Source organism: Chryseobacterium culicis, assembly GCF_002979755.1.
Lineage (GTDB): Bacteria > Bacteroidota > Bacteroidia > Flavobacteriales > Weeksellaceae > Chryseobacterium > Chryseobacterium culicis_A.
In genome coordinates this window covers 601,988-616,959 of sequence record NZ_PCPP01000002.1, presented here as the reverse complement: position 1 = coordinate 616,959, position 14,972 = coordinate 601,988, and the positions used below count along the sequence as shown (strand labels likewise).

13 protein-coding genes are annotated in these 14,972 nt (G+C 37.5%); all 13 read right to left on the bottom strand.

What is annotated here, in order from left to right; genetic code table 11:
• Positions 1-186 precede the first annotated feature (186 nt).
• The 13 genes from CQ022_RS15825 to CQ022_RS15765 all read right to left on the bottom strand — a co-directional run bounded on the left by CQ022_RS15825 (position 187) and on the right by CQ022_RS15765 (position 14,882).
• Positions 187-555, bottom strand: a complete 369-nt coding sequence (locus tag CQ022_RS15825) for a hypothetical protein (RefSeq protein ID WP_228421746.1) — start codon at positions 553-555, stop codon at positions 187-189.
• Between the two features lie 4 nt (positions 556-559).
• Positions 560-1,234, bottom strand: coding sequence for a superoxide dismutase (locus CQ022_RS15820; RefSeq protein ID WP_105683287.1), 675 nt, complete (start codon positions 1,232-1,234; stop codon positions 560-562).
• A gap of 188 nt (positions 1,235-1,422) precedes the next feature.
• Positions 1,423-2,100: an SCO family protein gene (locus CQ022_RS15815; protein WP_105683418.1), complete on the bottom strand. Its 678-nt coding sequence runs from the start codon at positions 2,098-2,100 to the stop codon at positions 1,423-1,425.
• Positions 2,087-2,362: a YHS domain-containing protein gene (locus CQ022_RS15810; protein ID WP_185126816.1), complete on the bottom strand. Its 276-nt coding sequence runs from the start codon at positions 2,360-2,362 to the stop codon at positions 2,087-2,089. The genes CQ022_RS15815 and CQ022_RS15810 overlap by 14 nt, the downstream gene beginning before the upstream one ends.
• Before the next feature lie 173 nt (positions 2,363-2,535).
• On the bottom strand, positions 2,536-2,916 hold the full coding sequence (locus CQ022_RS15805) for a hypothetical protein (protein ID WP_228421744.1): 381 nt from the start codon (positions 2,914-2,916) through the stop codon (positions 2,536-2,538).
• A 786-nt stretch (positions 2,917-3,702) separates the two neighbouring features.
• Positions 3,703-5,352: a heavy metal translocating P-type ATPase gene (locus tag CQ022_RS15800; RefSeq protein WP_410492713.1), complete on the bottom strand. Its 1,650-nt coding sequence runs from the start codon at positions 5,350-5,352 to the stop codon at positions 3,703-3,705.
• Positions 5,353-5,730: 378 nt separating this feature from the next.
• A complete protein-coding gene (locus CQ022_RS15795) occupies positions 5,731-6,150 on the bottom strand; it encodes a Fur family transcriptional regulator (RefSeq protein WP_105683284.1) in 420 nt (139 codons plus the stop codon).
• A 17-nt stretch (positions 6,151-6,167) separates the two neighbouring features.
• Complete coding sequence (locus CQ022_RS15790; protein ID WP_105683283.1) at positions 6,168-7,064, bottom strand: cation diffusion facilitator family transporter; 897 nt, start codon at positions 7,062-7,064, stop codon at positions 6,168-6,170.
• Between the two features lie 16 nt (positions 7,065-7,080).
• A complete protein-coding gene (locus CQ022_RS15785; RefSeq protein ID WP_105683282.1) occupies positions 7,081-7,962 on the bottom strand; it encodes a bestrophin family protein in 882 nt (293 codons plus the stop codon).
• Between the two features lie 21 nt (positions 7,963-7,983).
• Positions 7,984-8,721 (bottom strand): methyltransferase family protein, encoded by a 738-nt coding sequence (locus tag CQ022_RS15780; protein ID WP_105683281.1) that lies wholly within the window; start codon positions 8,719-8,721, stop codon positions 7,984-7,986.
• A gap of 18 nt (positions 8,722-8,739) precedes the next feature.
• Positions 8,740-9,969 (bottom strand): efflux RND transporter periplasmic adaptor subunit, encoded by a 1,230-nt coding sequence (locus CQ022_RS15775; RefSeq protein ID WP_105683417.1) that lies wholly within the window; start codon positions 9,967-9,969, stop codon positions 8,740-8,742.
• Positions 9,970-10,051: 82 nt separating this feature from the next.
• Entirely contained in the window at positions 10,052-14,413 is a 4,362-nt protein-coding gene (locus tag CQ022_RS15770) for a CusA/CzcA family heavy metal efflux RND transporter (RefSeq protein WP_105683280.1), read from the bottom strand.
• A 145-nt stretch (positions 14,414-14,558) separates the two neighbouring features.
• Positions 14,559-14,882, bottom strand: coding sequence for a DUF6660 family protein (locus tag CQ022_RS15765; protein ID WP_079240189.1), 324 nt, complete (start codon positions 14,880-14,882; stop codon positions 14,559-14,561).
• Between the last annotated feature and the right edge of the window lie 90 nt (positions 14,883-14,972).

Sequence of the window (14,972 nt, the reverse complement as noted above, 5' to 3'; positions counted from 1 at the left end):
TTGATTTTTTAAGTTGAAGGATAATTGTTGAATGTGAAAACATTCTTTTTTTTTACCACAAAAGACACCAAAGTTCTTACACTTAAGGTATATCAAGTGGTAAGTTTTATGCACAATAAGAACACGTAAGCTTTTTTATTTATCTATGCTTTTGTGACTTTTGTGGTTGAATAGTGATCGTTGAACTTAAAAAACCGGTGGTTTGAAAATATGGGTAAGAAACAGAAAAGAATAGGCCGTTTCATAAGTGAAGTTGAAATTGAAAAACGATTGTTTTTCAGTAGTAATAATCTCTGCAGTTTCAGGCAGGATATAGGTATCAAGGATTTTCTGTCCTGAGTTTTTGAGCTTCTGAAAAGGTGAAGATTCTGAATCATTGGTTTTAGCCAATTCTTTACTCAGGTAACACTTTCCGTTACAGTGAACCTCTGGCCTGGATTTATTAATACAGAGAACTTTAACGATATAATCATAATTTACAGCATACTCTACCACGGGTACTAAAGGTCTTAGCACCATGTAAAAAGTAAAAAGTATGCTGTAAAATAATTTCATCAGATTATTTCTTGCTTAAAGCTTCGTCATATCTTCTGCTGATTTCTTTCCAGTTGGTAACATTCCAGATCGCGGTAAGATAGTCTGCTCTTTTATTCTGATATTTCAAATAATATGCATGTTCCCAGACATCAATTCCGAAGATAGGAGTTCCCTTCTCTTCCACCACATCCATCAAAGGATTATCCTGGTTAGGCGTTGAAGAAACAAACAATTTTCCATTTTTATCTACGGAAAGCCATGCCCATCCTGATCCAAAACGGTCTGCTCCTGCTTTAGCCATTTTTTCTTTAAAAGCATCCATACTTCCGAAAGTTTCAGTGATGGCTTTTACCAATTTTGCAGAAGGTTGCGTATTCTTCTGAGGAGTAAGAACCGTCCAGAACAGTTCGTGATTGTAATGTCCTCCTGCATTATTTCTTACTGCAGCGGGCAATTTTGAAACATTGGAAAGAATCTGAAACAACGTTTCTTTTTCCTGTGGAGTTCCTGTAATTGCTTTATTCAGGTTAGCGACATACGCTGCCGCATGTTTTGAATAATGAATTTCCATCGTTTGGGCATCAATATTCCCTTCCAAAGCATTATAAGCGTATGGTAAAGGAGTCTGCTTAAACTGAGCCAGCGTAAACTGAGCCGCGAAAACTGCAGTTACAGCAGCTATTTTCAAAATCTTCATAATGTTTTTGTTTATGGTTGAACAATGTTTTCTTTTTAGGCTGGAAGATGGGGGTTGGAGGCTGGAAGTAATTAATGTCATAACATAAATTCTTCAACTTCTATTTGCTTCTATAGCTATCTAAAAACCGCTACATCTTTATCGTCCGGAAGTACATCCAGCTTCCAGCTTCACTCTCCCAGCTTTCCTTATTTCAATAATTTCTTAATATCCTCAATCAGAATTTCTCTGTCCGGATGGTATTTTCCGGTCAGCATAGGTGTTTTACCTTCCGGATCTCCATAATTCAATCCTGAATAATACAGAATAGGCATATTTTCTTTGTTATATCTGCATCGGATATTTCCATCCTGATCTACCAGAGCGATCATTCCGCTGTGGTTCAGGCTTTCTCCTTCATCTTCTTTGTCCCCCACATAGATATTAAATTTATCCGCGAGATCACCAATATAGCTACGGTCTCCGGTCAGAAAATGCCAGTTTGGAGACTTCGCTCCTATTCTTTGAGCATGTTCTTTCAGTGCTGCAGGAGTATCATTTTCCGGATCAATGCTGATGGAGATAATACCGAAATTCGGATCATCGATCTGATTCTGAATAGCCTTCATATTGGTATTCATCACCGGACATATTGTAGGACATTTACTGAAGAAAAATTCTACGAGATAGACCTTTCCCAACATATCTTTATTGGTGATTTTTTTACTGTTCTGATCTGTCAGTTCAAAATCCGGAACTTTCATTACGGTATAAAGGCTCTTTTTAAAATACCCCATTCCGACACCGATTCCTACGAAAAGCAATGCAAAAACCACAATGGGCATGATTACTTTACTTTTATTATTGGTCTTATTATTTTTGGGCATATTTCTCAGGGCTTTTTTTGAATTCATCTTTGCAGTAAACACTACAAAAACCGTACGTTTTATTTTTATATACCGCTGTATCTTTCAGAGATCCGGCCGTTTCCATGTGGCAAATCGGGTCTACTTCATTTACGATCTGTACATTTTCTATTTTCTTTCCGGAAGAATCCATGTGGCTTGCATGCTTTACCTGAGGCGTTTCCTTGGCACACGACAATAATGATATTGACAGCATTGCCGTCAAAATAAGAGGAGATTTCATTTTAATGTTAAATTGAAATTAATAATGATAAATTAACTTAGAACACAAAGCACAGCGTTATAAATTGTGGGAAATTAAACCCCAAATTTAATGATGCAAGGTGTAGTAATGGCTTTTAATTGAAAGTTTCAGTACCTCCAATTCATAAACTAAAAATATAGTTTAAAATAGAATTAAGCTAATGGAGGATGGAAAATCCTGGAAAAATATTCTGAAGAATGAGAATTAAAGTAACTTGAATCAGGAATCCCAGTAATCAATTCCGAGTTGAGTAGTGAAGAGAAGGAAAGGATATCATGAGAGATAAAGGCATCTAATCCTGCAATCTTTATGGTTTGAGAGCTATTGGACTGTTTTTCTGTTTTTGCCAGTTCTTTTTCCACATAGCATTTTCCCTTACATGTTGATTGTGGTACACTTCTGTTCTCACAAAGGTTTTTCACAATATAATCATAGTTCACCGCATAGTTTACCAATGGCAAAACGGGACGTAATGCAATGGTAAAAATGACGAATATGGAAATAAATAACCTCAACGATTTTTTCTCTGTCACAAATATACTACTTCAAAACTGTTTTATGTATAATTTATGATGAATGTCATTGATGGTTATCTACTGTTACCCACAAAAATTATAAAACTGTGCCTGTCGCCAGTATAATTTTATCCCGAACTTTGATTTAAATTTGAGATCTAAACAAAAAATTTAGTTCTTTATATACAATTTAATCTTGTTGATAAAAGCTCCGCTGATGTTTTTGGCAGAGCTTTTTTATGTTTTGTTAGGAATCAAAAGGTGCTAAAAATGTTTCCGAATACTTAATGTTTTTGAATAAGATTTTCAATCAAGAAGTAAACTTGCTTAAAATCTTTGATTTTCTTGCGTCCTTAAAAACAACACAATTTTTATCTTCTTTGCGCCTTTGCGTTTATCCAACAAAAAATCTATTACCTTTTTTGAATTATGTTTTGGTATGGTGTAAAGTTGGAAACGCAAAGACGCAAGTTTTTTTAAAATGCTTACTGTTTTTTTAAGGCGCAAGGATTTTATTTCCGATAAAATTGCAATGCTGGTTTGATTTATCTCTCTAATGTTTTGTAGAGATTCCTACGGAATGACAAAGTGTGTGTGTATAACATCTTTATGCCCGTTGTAATTGTCAGTCATCATTTATATGAAAGTAAAGGCATTCTATTCGTCATTCTCTGTAGGAGTTTCTATAGTATAATATGGATTTCAATGGAATGAATGCCATGGAGTATAATTTAAAACAAAAGCTCTACTGAAATCAGCAGAGCTTTTATTGAATATAATTGAGTTGTGTTTATTATTTGCTTATTAAAATTTCATTCTTTGAATTCTTACCGCATTTAAAATAGCCAGCAAGGCAACTCCTACATCGGCGAAAACAGCTTCCCACATAGTAGCCAGTCCTCCGGCACCCAGGATTAAAACCACTGCTTTTACGGCAAAAGCAAGGATTATATTCTGCCAAACGATTTTTTTCGTTTGCTTTCCGATATTGATTGCCATTGGGATTTTGCTGGGTTTGTCATCCTGAATGACTACATCTGCCGTTTCAATGGTAGCATCACTTCCTAATCCTCCCATTGCAATTCCCACATCACTTAAAGCAACAACAGGGGCATCATTCACTCCGTCTCCTACGAAAGCTACGGTTTGTTTTCTGGCTTTAATTTCTTTAACCTTATTGACTTTATCTTCGGGCAAAAGGTCTCCGAATGCATTGTCTATGCCCAGCTGATCTGCTACATACTTCACAACGGTACTTTTATCACCGCTCAGCATTGTAGCTTTTACATTCATTTTATGCAGATTGTCTACTGTTTCTTTGGCATCCTCTTTTATGCTGTCTGCAATCGTTATGTATCCTGCAAACTTTTTGTCATAAGCTACTGCAATGACCGTGTACACAATATTAGCATGGTTAAGATCATAATTGATATTAAATTTATCCATCAGTTTAAAGTTCCCTACCAGAAGTTCTTTTCCGTTAATCGTTGCTTTTAGTCCGTGGCCAGCAATTTCTTCTACATTTTCTAAAGGAATGGAATGATTAATTTCTCCTACATAATTGTGAATAGCTGTTGCAACAGGGTGTGTACTTTTACTTTCGAGAACATTGACCATCTGAAGGATTTCCTCTTTGTTAAATTCAGAAGTCATGCTTACTTCCTGAACTTTGAATACCCCTTCTGTCATTGTTCCTGTTTTATCCATCACTACATTCTGAATCTCTGCTATGCTGTCTAAGAAATTACTTCCTTTGAATAAAATCCCGTTTCGGCTTGCTGCTCCGATTCCTCCGAAATATCCTAACGGAATAGAAATCACCAAGGCACAAGGACAAGAAATCACAAGGAAAATCAATGCTCTGTACAGCCAGTCCCTGAACTGATAGTCACTCACAAAGAAATAAGGCAGTAAACAGATTCCTATGGCAAGAAATACTACGATAGGGGTATATACTTTAGCAAATTTTCTGATGAATAGTTCTGTAGGAGCTTTTTGTGCTGTGGCATTTTGAACCAGCTCCAGAATTTTACTCAGTTTACTGTCTTCATAGGCAGTATTTACTTTTACTAAAGCAATACTGTTCATATTGATCATCCCTGCAAGAACAACTTCACCTTTATTTTTAGTATCGGGTTTACTTTCTCCTGTTAAAGCTGCCGTATTGAATGAAGCTGAATCAGAAAGCAGCTCACCATCCAAAGCCAGTTTTTCACCTGGTTTCAGCTGAATGACATCTCCTATTTTAGTTTCTTTTGCTTTTATTGTTTTAGGTTGATTATTTTCCATAACCGTTACCTCATCAGGACGCTGATCCAATAAGGCTTTTATATTTCCTTTGGCTCTGGTAACCGCCATAGACTGAAATACTTCTCCTACAGCATAAAAGAGCATTACCGCTACTCCTTCCGGGTATTCTCCGATGGCAAAAGCTCCAATAGTTGCAATGCTCATCAAAAAGAACTCTGAAAAAACATCTCCTTTAATGATACTTTTATAAGCATCTTTCAATACCGGGAATCCTACAGGAATATAGGCTGCCAGGAACCATACCAAACGAACCCAGCCAGTAAACCATGCAGGTTTTATATAGTTGTCAAAGGCAATTCCCAATAATAAGACTACAAAGGATATAATGGCCGGAAGAAACATCTGAAAGACCGTCTGATCTCCGGAATCGTGAGAATGATCATGGCCGTCATGGTCATGTCCGTCTCCTTCTGCATGATTATGTTTGTGTCCTTTTGTATCTGGTTTTTCCGGGGTTGTACTACAGCATTTTTCCATAACTGAATATTTTTATACAAATGTAAAGGTGAGACTGATGCAATGCTATTGCAAACTTTCGAGACAATTTTCGCAGATTCCTTTGGCAAACAATCTTATTTCATCAATCCTGAAGTTGGTCTGCATGTTTTCAGGGAAGGAAATATCTTCTTTGCAGGTTGTCCGCTTACATATTTTACAATAAAAATGAAGGTGCCAGTCTTTATGTGTTTTTTCGTCACAGTCGTCTTCACATAACTTGTATTTTGTGGTGGTATTTTCCTGAATGCTGTGAACAATTCCTTTTTCTTCAAAGGTCTTCAATGTTCTGTAGATGGTGATTCTGTCAGCATTTTCAAAATGATTTTCTATTTCAGAAAGAGATAAGGCTGCTTCCTGAGAGCTTAAGAAATCATACACCAAAATCCTCATGCTTGTGGGTTTGGTATTCTTATCAATGAGTTTGTGTTCTATATCTTTTTTCATTGTACGCTTTTAAAGTTTTACAGATGTACTTCATTTTCTTCATAGCCTTCCTCTTCTATCTGAAAAGTTGTATGACTGATTTTAAAATTATTAACAGTAGTGTCTGTCAATGTTTTTAATAATTGATTCTGAGCATATGCCGTTTCTTTTACCACATGAGCACTCATGGCATTTACGCTTGATGTCAGTGACCATACGTGCAGATCATGAATATTTTTCACTCCCGGAGTTTGTTCCAGAGATTTACGAAGTTCATGAATATCCACATCTTTAGGAGTTCCTTCAAGCAAGACATTAATGGCTTCTTTCAACAGTCTCCATGTTCTTGGGAAGATCAGCAATCCAATTGCGGCTGAGATCAGCGGATCGGCATAGTACCAGCCTGTTGTCAGCATAATTACTCCTGCAATCATCACTCCTACTGAAGTAAGCATATCTGAAAGGACTTCAAAATAAGCGCCTTTCATATTTAAGCTGCCTTCCGAGTCTTTTCTCAGAATCATCATTCCGACAATATTAACGATCAATCCGATTCCTGCTACAATCAGCATTGATTTACTTTGTACTTCCGGCGGATTTTGAAACCGCTTGTAAGCTTCAAACAAAACATAGATCGAAATCCCCAGCAGCACAACGGCATTGATAACTGCTGCGAGTATTTCAGTCCTGTAATATCCGTATGTTCGGGAAGGATCTGCTTTTCTTTCTCCTATTTTGATGGCTATAAATGCCAGCAACAATCCTACCACATCTGTCAGCATATGCGCTGCATCTGCCAGTAACGCAAGGCTGTTGGTAACAATTCCTCCTATCACCTCAGCAATGAGATAGGTCCCACTAAGGCAAATAACGATCAGGAGGTTCTTTTTATGTCTGCTTCCTGCAGAAAAGGTTTGTGTTGGTGTGTTTTCCATATTGTGTATGGTTTAATTACATTTCATAATAGGATGTGTTTTCTTTTTTAGGGGGAACATTCTGCTCACCAATCATTTGTCTGATATTGATTTCTATGGTCTGCGCCAGAGAAGTCATTGGTGTATCTACGGGACCATTTTCAAAGGGATCCTGCATGATGATTGATGTTTTTTCAATCGCAATGAATGTTACCGGCACCAGGAAAGTAATCGCAATTTCAACTGCCAGCTGTGAATCATCAAGTCCAAATGGAAGTATCGCTGCAAAAACATAGATCAGGATATGAACTAAAACACTATAAGAACGTGGAAAAACCGTATTCTTTAGCCTCTCACATTTTCCCATACTGTCGCAAAGTCTTGTAATGATATCATTCAGCTGCATCTGCTGAAAATCGGTCAGTCCTTTGGAAGCGGCAATTTCTTTTAATTGTCTGGAGTGTTCATCCAGAATAGCATTGGGAATATTAACTGCTTTTATCTTATGCTGATCGAGATATTGCTGAACTTTTTCAGAGAATGGCAATTTTCTGAGGGCTTCTCCCAACGCGTAAGTCCAGATGATTTGTCTTTCGGCAAAATCTTTTACTGTTTTATCTTCTCCCGCCGGCATAAACTGGATGATTAACCTTACAAAAGTCCGGGAATCATTTACTACAGCTCCCCAAACAGTTCTGGCTTCCCACCATCTTTCGTAGGACTGGGAAGTACGAAAGGCCAGCAGTAAAGATACTGCCGTTCCCAGCAATGCCGGAATATTCAAAGGCAGTGAAATTTTACGAAACCATGGCAACATATCCAAAATACCGATGGCTACGGCGAATATTCCGATAAACAGGATTTGGCTTTTTATTTCACGGATGAAATACCAGACTGATATTTTTTTGTTTAATAACATAATTCAATTTTTTGATTGATTTCACCTGTTATTTTCCAGATAAGATGTTCTTGTTTTAATTATTTTAAGAACGATATACATGAGCATGGTTACAAGACAGCCAATCATAAAAATCATATTATAATGACTGTGCTCTTTAATCCACTCTCCAATTAAATCAAAAACCATAAAAATTAAAAAAATCGCGAAAAGTCCATTTTTCTCTTTCTTTATTACCTTTTTTATACTGAATGATAAACTATTACCAGTAAACATCTCTAATTTAGGAATAAAAACCGGCACTTTATCTGCCCAGACTCTATAATTATTTCCAAATTTTCTTTCAAGGAACTGTTCTTCAGCAAATATGATCCTTTCATAATAGATCCAATAGAAAAGAATAAAGGATATAATAAACCATATATTTTCTGTCATGAGTGCAGGCCCCAGCCACATGAAAAAATTCCCCAGATACAGTGGATTTCTTACGATACTATATATTCCTGTAGTATTGAGGGTATCTGCAACCTGACCATCAGCTGTATTTCTGCCTGAGGTATTTTTGGGATTATGCCCTACCGTATATATTCTGATTCCTAAACCTACAAGACTCACCAGCAGATAGAAAAATTCATAATAGATTATACAGTCCAATGTTTTTTTCTGCAGATTGGTTTCAATAAAAGCAATTAACCCTATGAATAAAATACCTATTGGCAGGATACTTCGGTGTTTAAATAACCAATTTCCCTGTTTTTCAAGTTCTTCTTTTAAAGCCATGTTTCTTTAATTTTAGTGTTAATGCTCGTGTTCTCCTGAATTCACCAGTTTCGCATTCACAAAAAAGGATCCTTTCACTACAATTTTTGCATTGCCTGGAATATTTCCTACCGCAGTTATTGCCGTATATCCCATATCAGAAGTTCCTTTTACCACTTCTATTTTTTCAAAGTTTAAAGTTTTCGGATGGGGTTTTCCTTTTTCATCATGTTCTTCCTCTACTTTTTTATCAGTCTGAACAAATACGAAGTATTTACCATCTGCTTCTACAATGGCTTCGGTAGGAACTGCAGGGGTTGTACTTTTATCAAGGCTTACAATTCCGGTGATATTCATTCCATCGATCAGACCGGATTTATTTCCGATTACTTCGCAATGCATAGAGATGGTTTTGCTTTCATTTTCAAAAGAAGAACCTATACTGTAAATTCTCGCATCATATTCTGTTTCCGGATTATTGGTCAGTTTAAAATGAACAATCTGCCCTACTCTCATTTTAGGAAGATCTTTTTCAAACACCTGAAGATCGAGATGAATGGAACCGTTATCAATTACGGTTGCAACAGGAGAAGAAATATCTACATAGCTTCCAATCTGTGCTGTGATACTGCTGATCGTACCACTGATAGGTGCTGTGATAACCAAACCTGATCGCATATTTCCATTGTTTACTTTCCCAGGGCTTATTCCCATCATCTGAAGCTGTTTTAACAGGGAAGCTCTTTTTGTTCTTAATGTTTTCAATTCAGCATCAGCACTTTGAAGGTTTTTCTTGGCTCCTGCATCATTATCAAAGAGTTCTCTTTGTCTCCTGTATTCCTGTTCTGCATATGTTATCCGGCTGTTGGTAGTCAGATAATCTTCCTGAAGCTGAATGTATTCCGGATTGGCAATGGTAGCAATCACCTGTCCTTTTTTCACAATACTTCCTACCTGAATATTTAAGGTCTTGATGATACCTCCATACAGGGAAGTAATGGTTGCTTTATTACTGTTGGGAACACTCAGCAATCCATTTGCTTTAATGGTGGACGTAAGCTCTTTCATTTCTACGGCTCCTAAAGCTACTCCTACAGATTTCATCTGATCTTCCGTGAGTGAAGCTATCGTTTGTGGAGCTTCTTCATGTGCCGCCTCTTTCTGTTCTGTTTTTTCAGGAGCTTTTTCTTCTGCAGCTTCTTTTTTTCCACAACTTGTTAGCAATAGTGAAATCAGGATAAAAGGAATGATATTATATTTGAGTTTCATAAGTAAAAATGTATTTTGTCTGGTGCCGTATGCCATCATTTTCATTGGTCTGGCAGAAAATTTTGTTAACAGCACTTTCATATTATTTATTAATGATTGAATTGATAATTACAACAGATTGATTCACCTGCTGGATAGATTCCAGATATTTTAACTGAATATTGGTAGCCGTTTGCAGGGCAAAAAGATATTCCACATAAGAAATTTCCCCTGTTTTATATCCTAATTGGGCAGCCTTTACAATTTTCTCTGCATTGGGCAGTGCCTGGCTTGTATAATAATCATACTGCTGAATATCCTGCTGGTACTGACTAAAAGCGTTTTCCAATTGAGCAGCAAGTTGTTTCTTCTGCATTTTGGCATTGGTTTCCGCAACCTGTCTGTCATATTCCAATGCCTGAATTCTTGCTTTTGTTGCTCCAAAGGTCAAAGGAATTGCTACGCCTACGGTTGCCGACTGAAAACGTTTTCCTGAGTTATAAAAATTTTCCTGTCCGTTGATGGTATGAAGGCCTATCAAAGACTGATTGGTATATCCTAAGCTGAAATCAGGGAGTCCAAGAGATTTTTCTACTTTCTTATTTTTCTCAGCAATTTCCATTTCCTGGTAAAAAGCTCTTACAGACGGATTGTTGGCCACCACAGCACTGTCGAGTACATTTTCGGCTTTTAAAGGAACATAATCTTTATTAAACGGAACTTCAAGATCTTCTGAAGTGTTCATCAAAGTCTTTAAATTCTTATAGGCGTTATTCAGAAAGACTTCATTTTGTCTGAGCAGCAGATCAATTTCTCCTTTCTGGGTTTCCGCTGTACTGATTTCAATCTTTTTGATATCACCCGCTTTGAATCTTACGGTTGCAATTCTGATGAATTCCTCATAATATTTATCCAGACTGGTCAGTTGGGCTTTATTATACTGAAGATATTCAATCTGATAATAATAGGTACGAACCTGTTTTATCAGTTCATTCGCTGTGATTTCTTTATCAATCTGCTTGCTTTTAATATTCTCATTAATTACATCTTTTCTTGCTTTAAAAAGGGTAGGAAAAGGAATGCTCTGTGAAATCGCAAACGACTGGTCAAACTTCGGACTGTTGTATTGTCCCAGCTGAGCTTCAAAGCTTAATTTAGGAAGCTCTTTCGCAGTTGCCCTTAATGCTTCTGCAGACTTAATGCTTAAGTCTTTCGACTGTAAGGTTAAATTATTATTGACTGCCTGTTCTACCGCCTGTTCTACAGAAACCGTTCTGGACTGCGCTTTAAAAGTTTGTCCCAGCATCATGAATCCTAATACAAGTACTATTGTAAATGTTCCCGGATTATTATTTTTTCTTTTCAAAATTTTGGTGTTAAAAATGATATACAGCATCGGCAAAACAAATAGCGTAAGGAAGGTAGCCGTCACCAGACCACCAATCACTACTGTGGCAAGAGGTTTCTGTACTTCTGCTCCGGCTCCTGTGGAAATAGCCATCGGTAAAAACCCTAATGAAGCCACTGTAGCGGTCATTAATACAGGTCTCAATCTGGTTTTTGTTCCCTCAAATACTCTTTTCAGAATATCTGTTTCACCTTCTTTTTCTAACTGGTTGAATGTTCCTATCAAAACAATTCCATTCAGTACTGCCACTCCAAAAAGGGCAATAAATCCAATTCCTGCACTGATACTGAATGGCATATCTCTTATTAAAAGGGCAAATACTCCACCGATAGCACTCATAGGAATCGCGGTAAAAATCAATGCAGCCTGTTTGAATGAGCGGAAAGTAAAATACAACAGCATAAAAATAAGAAGCAATGAGACCGGAACAGCGATCATCAGACGTTTGCTTGCTTCCTGCAGGTTTTCAAACTGTCCACCATAGGTAAAGTAATATCCGGAAGGCAGTTTCACCTTATCCAGTTTTGCCTGAATATCTTTCACCACACTTTCTACATCACGGTCTTTTACATTAAATCCGATAACTATTCTACGTTTTCCCTGCTCACGGCTGATCTGTGCCGGACCTAATTTATAACTTATGTTAGCCACCTGTGACAATGGAATCTGTGCTCCGGTGCTGGAGGTGATCATCAGGTTATTTACATCCGAAATATCGGTTCTGTGAAGGCTATCCAGACGGACTACGAGATCAAAACGTCTTTCATTTTCAAAAACCTGTCCGGCAGCTTTTCCTGCAAAGGCTGTACTTACGGCATTGTTGACATCTTCGATATTCAATCCATAATTGGCGATTCTTGTTCTGTCATATTGAACATTAATCTGCGGAAGACCGCTCACTCTTTCAATCTGAGGTGCGGTAGCCCCATCTACTGTCTGAATAATTTTTCCCACCTTATCTGCATACACGGCTAATGAATCAAGATTTTCTCCGAAAATCTTTACAGCAACATCCTGTCTGATCCCCGTCATCAATTCATTGAAACGCATCTGGATAGGCTGGTTTTTCTCAAAGAATACACCCGGAATCGTTTCCAGTTTTTCACTGATCTCATCTGCCAGTTCGTCATAAGATTTCTTGGTTTTCCATTCGCTTTGTGGTTTCAATACCACAATCATATCGGTTGCTTCAGGCGGCATCGGGTCTGTAGGAACCTCAGCGGAACCAGTTTTCCCGACTACCATTTTCACCTCATCAAACTGTTTGATAATTCTTGATGCCTGCATGGAGGTTTCTATACTCTGGCTCAATGAACTTCCCTGTGGTAAAATACAGTGAAATGCATAATCCCCTTCCTGTAGCTGAGGAATAAACTCACCACCCATATTTTTAAAAATAAACGCAGAGATAAGGAAGACTACAGCCGTTGCTGAAACAATTGCATATTTCACTTTTATTGATTTCTGTAATAATGGCTGATAAATCTTTTGCAGGCTATTCATCATTTTATCAGAGAACGTTTCTTTGTGAGATATTTTCTTAGATAAAAACAGGGCGCTCATCATTGGAATGTAGGTCAGGGATAAAATTAAAGCTCCTAAAATGGCAAATCCTACTGTTTTTGCCATTGGAGTAAACATTTTCCCTTCCACACCGGCCAAAGTAAGAATTGGGATGTATACGATAAGAATAATGATTTCCCCGAAGGCTGCACTGCTTCTGATCTTTGATGCAGAAAGAAATACTTCTTCATCCATCTCAGACTGCGTTAATGCACGGGCAGATTTCCTTACTCCTAAATGATGCAAGGTGGCTTCTACAATAATTACCGCACCATCCACAATTAATCCGAAATCTATTGCCCCAAGGCTCATCAGGTTGGCACTTACTCCAAAAACATTCATCATTCCCAGGGCAAACAATAAGGAAAGCGGAATAGCAGAAGCCACGATAAGCCCTGCCCTAAGATTTCCAAGGAAAATTACAAGTACGAAAATAACGATCAGTGCTCCTTCAACAAGGTTTTTCTGTACCGTATTGATGGCTCTGTCTACAAGGTCTGTTCTGTCCAGAAACGGTTCTATGATAACATCATTGGGAAGAGATTTCTGAATGGTAGGAATTTTTGCTTTGATATTGTTTACGACTTCATTACTGTTCGCTCCTTTTAGCATCATCACTACTCCACCTACGGCATCTACTTTTCCGTCATAGGTTAATGCACCGTAACGAACGGCACTTCCTAAACGAACATCAGCGACATCTTTGATAAAGATCGGAACGCTTCCTGTTTCATTTTTAACGGCTATGTTTTTAATATCTTCAAGGGAGGTTACTAACCCTATCCCTCGGATGAAATAGGCGTTTGGCTTTTTATCAATATAAGCACCTCCTGTATTCTGATTGTTTTTTTCAAGCGCAGTAAATATTTCAGTGATACTTGTTCCCATTGCTTTTAAACGATTGGGATCAATGGCCACTTCATATTGTTTTAATTCTCCTCCAAAACTGTTGATTTCTGCAACGCCTGGTGTTCCGTTCAGCTGTCTTCGAACGATCCAGTCCTGCATAGTTCGGAGTTCTTTGGCATTGTATTTCTTTTCGCTTCCTTTTTTAGGGTGAAGAATATACTGATATACTTCTCCAAGACCAGTACTTACAGGGGCCAGCTCAGGAGTTCCTACTCCTTTTGGAATTTCTTCCACTGCGTTTTTCAACTGTTCATTAATGAGCTGTCTCGCAAAGTACACATCTACATTTTCTTTGAACACCACTGTAATTACAGAGAGCCCGAATCTTGAAATACTTCTTGTCTCCTGAATATCGGGAACATTGGCAATACTTTGCTCAATGGGAAACGTAACCAGCTGTTCTACTTCCTGTCCCGCCAATGTAGGACATACGGTAATGATCTGCACCTGATTGTTGGTGATATCCGGCACAGCATCTATTGGCAATCTGGTGGCACTCCACGTTCCCCAGATGATCAGTACCAGGGTCATCAACCCAATGATCACCTTATTTTTAATACTGAATTTTATGATTTTATCTAACACGATTTTAGGTAATTTTTATTGAAAATGAATGCACACAGCATAAAATACTGCAGCAAAAATATCCTGAAAACCTCTGCAATGGTATTGCAAAGTTTCAAGCACAGTTAAATATTAGAAAGTATAACTTTCTAAAAGTCAATAAAAATTAAATTTTAGGAGGCTGCCAGATAGGGTCGTAGATCTGGTAAGCAAAGTCGTTTTTGTGGAATAGAATCTTTTTTGAAAAGTAAGCAGGAATCTGCTCAGGAATTTCTAATAAAGGATCCATTTTAAAGGCTGAAACCGTCATCTGACAGCAGCTGCATGCACACAGTGGAGAACAGATATCTCCTTTTTCTGTAGAATGAACGCCGTGAATACTTAATGAGATCTTATTATCTCCTGAATTCAACGGATGGGACGTGTCTTCACATGGCATCAATGATAACGCCATGAAATAAAATGCAAGTATCCATCTTAAGAGGTTCATTGTTACAAAGGTAGAGATTTTTTCTAAAATGGGTGAAAGCTTTGGTTGTTTTATAGATTATTATTCTTATCAAAGCTAATAAAATACCAT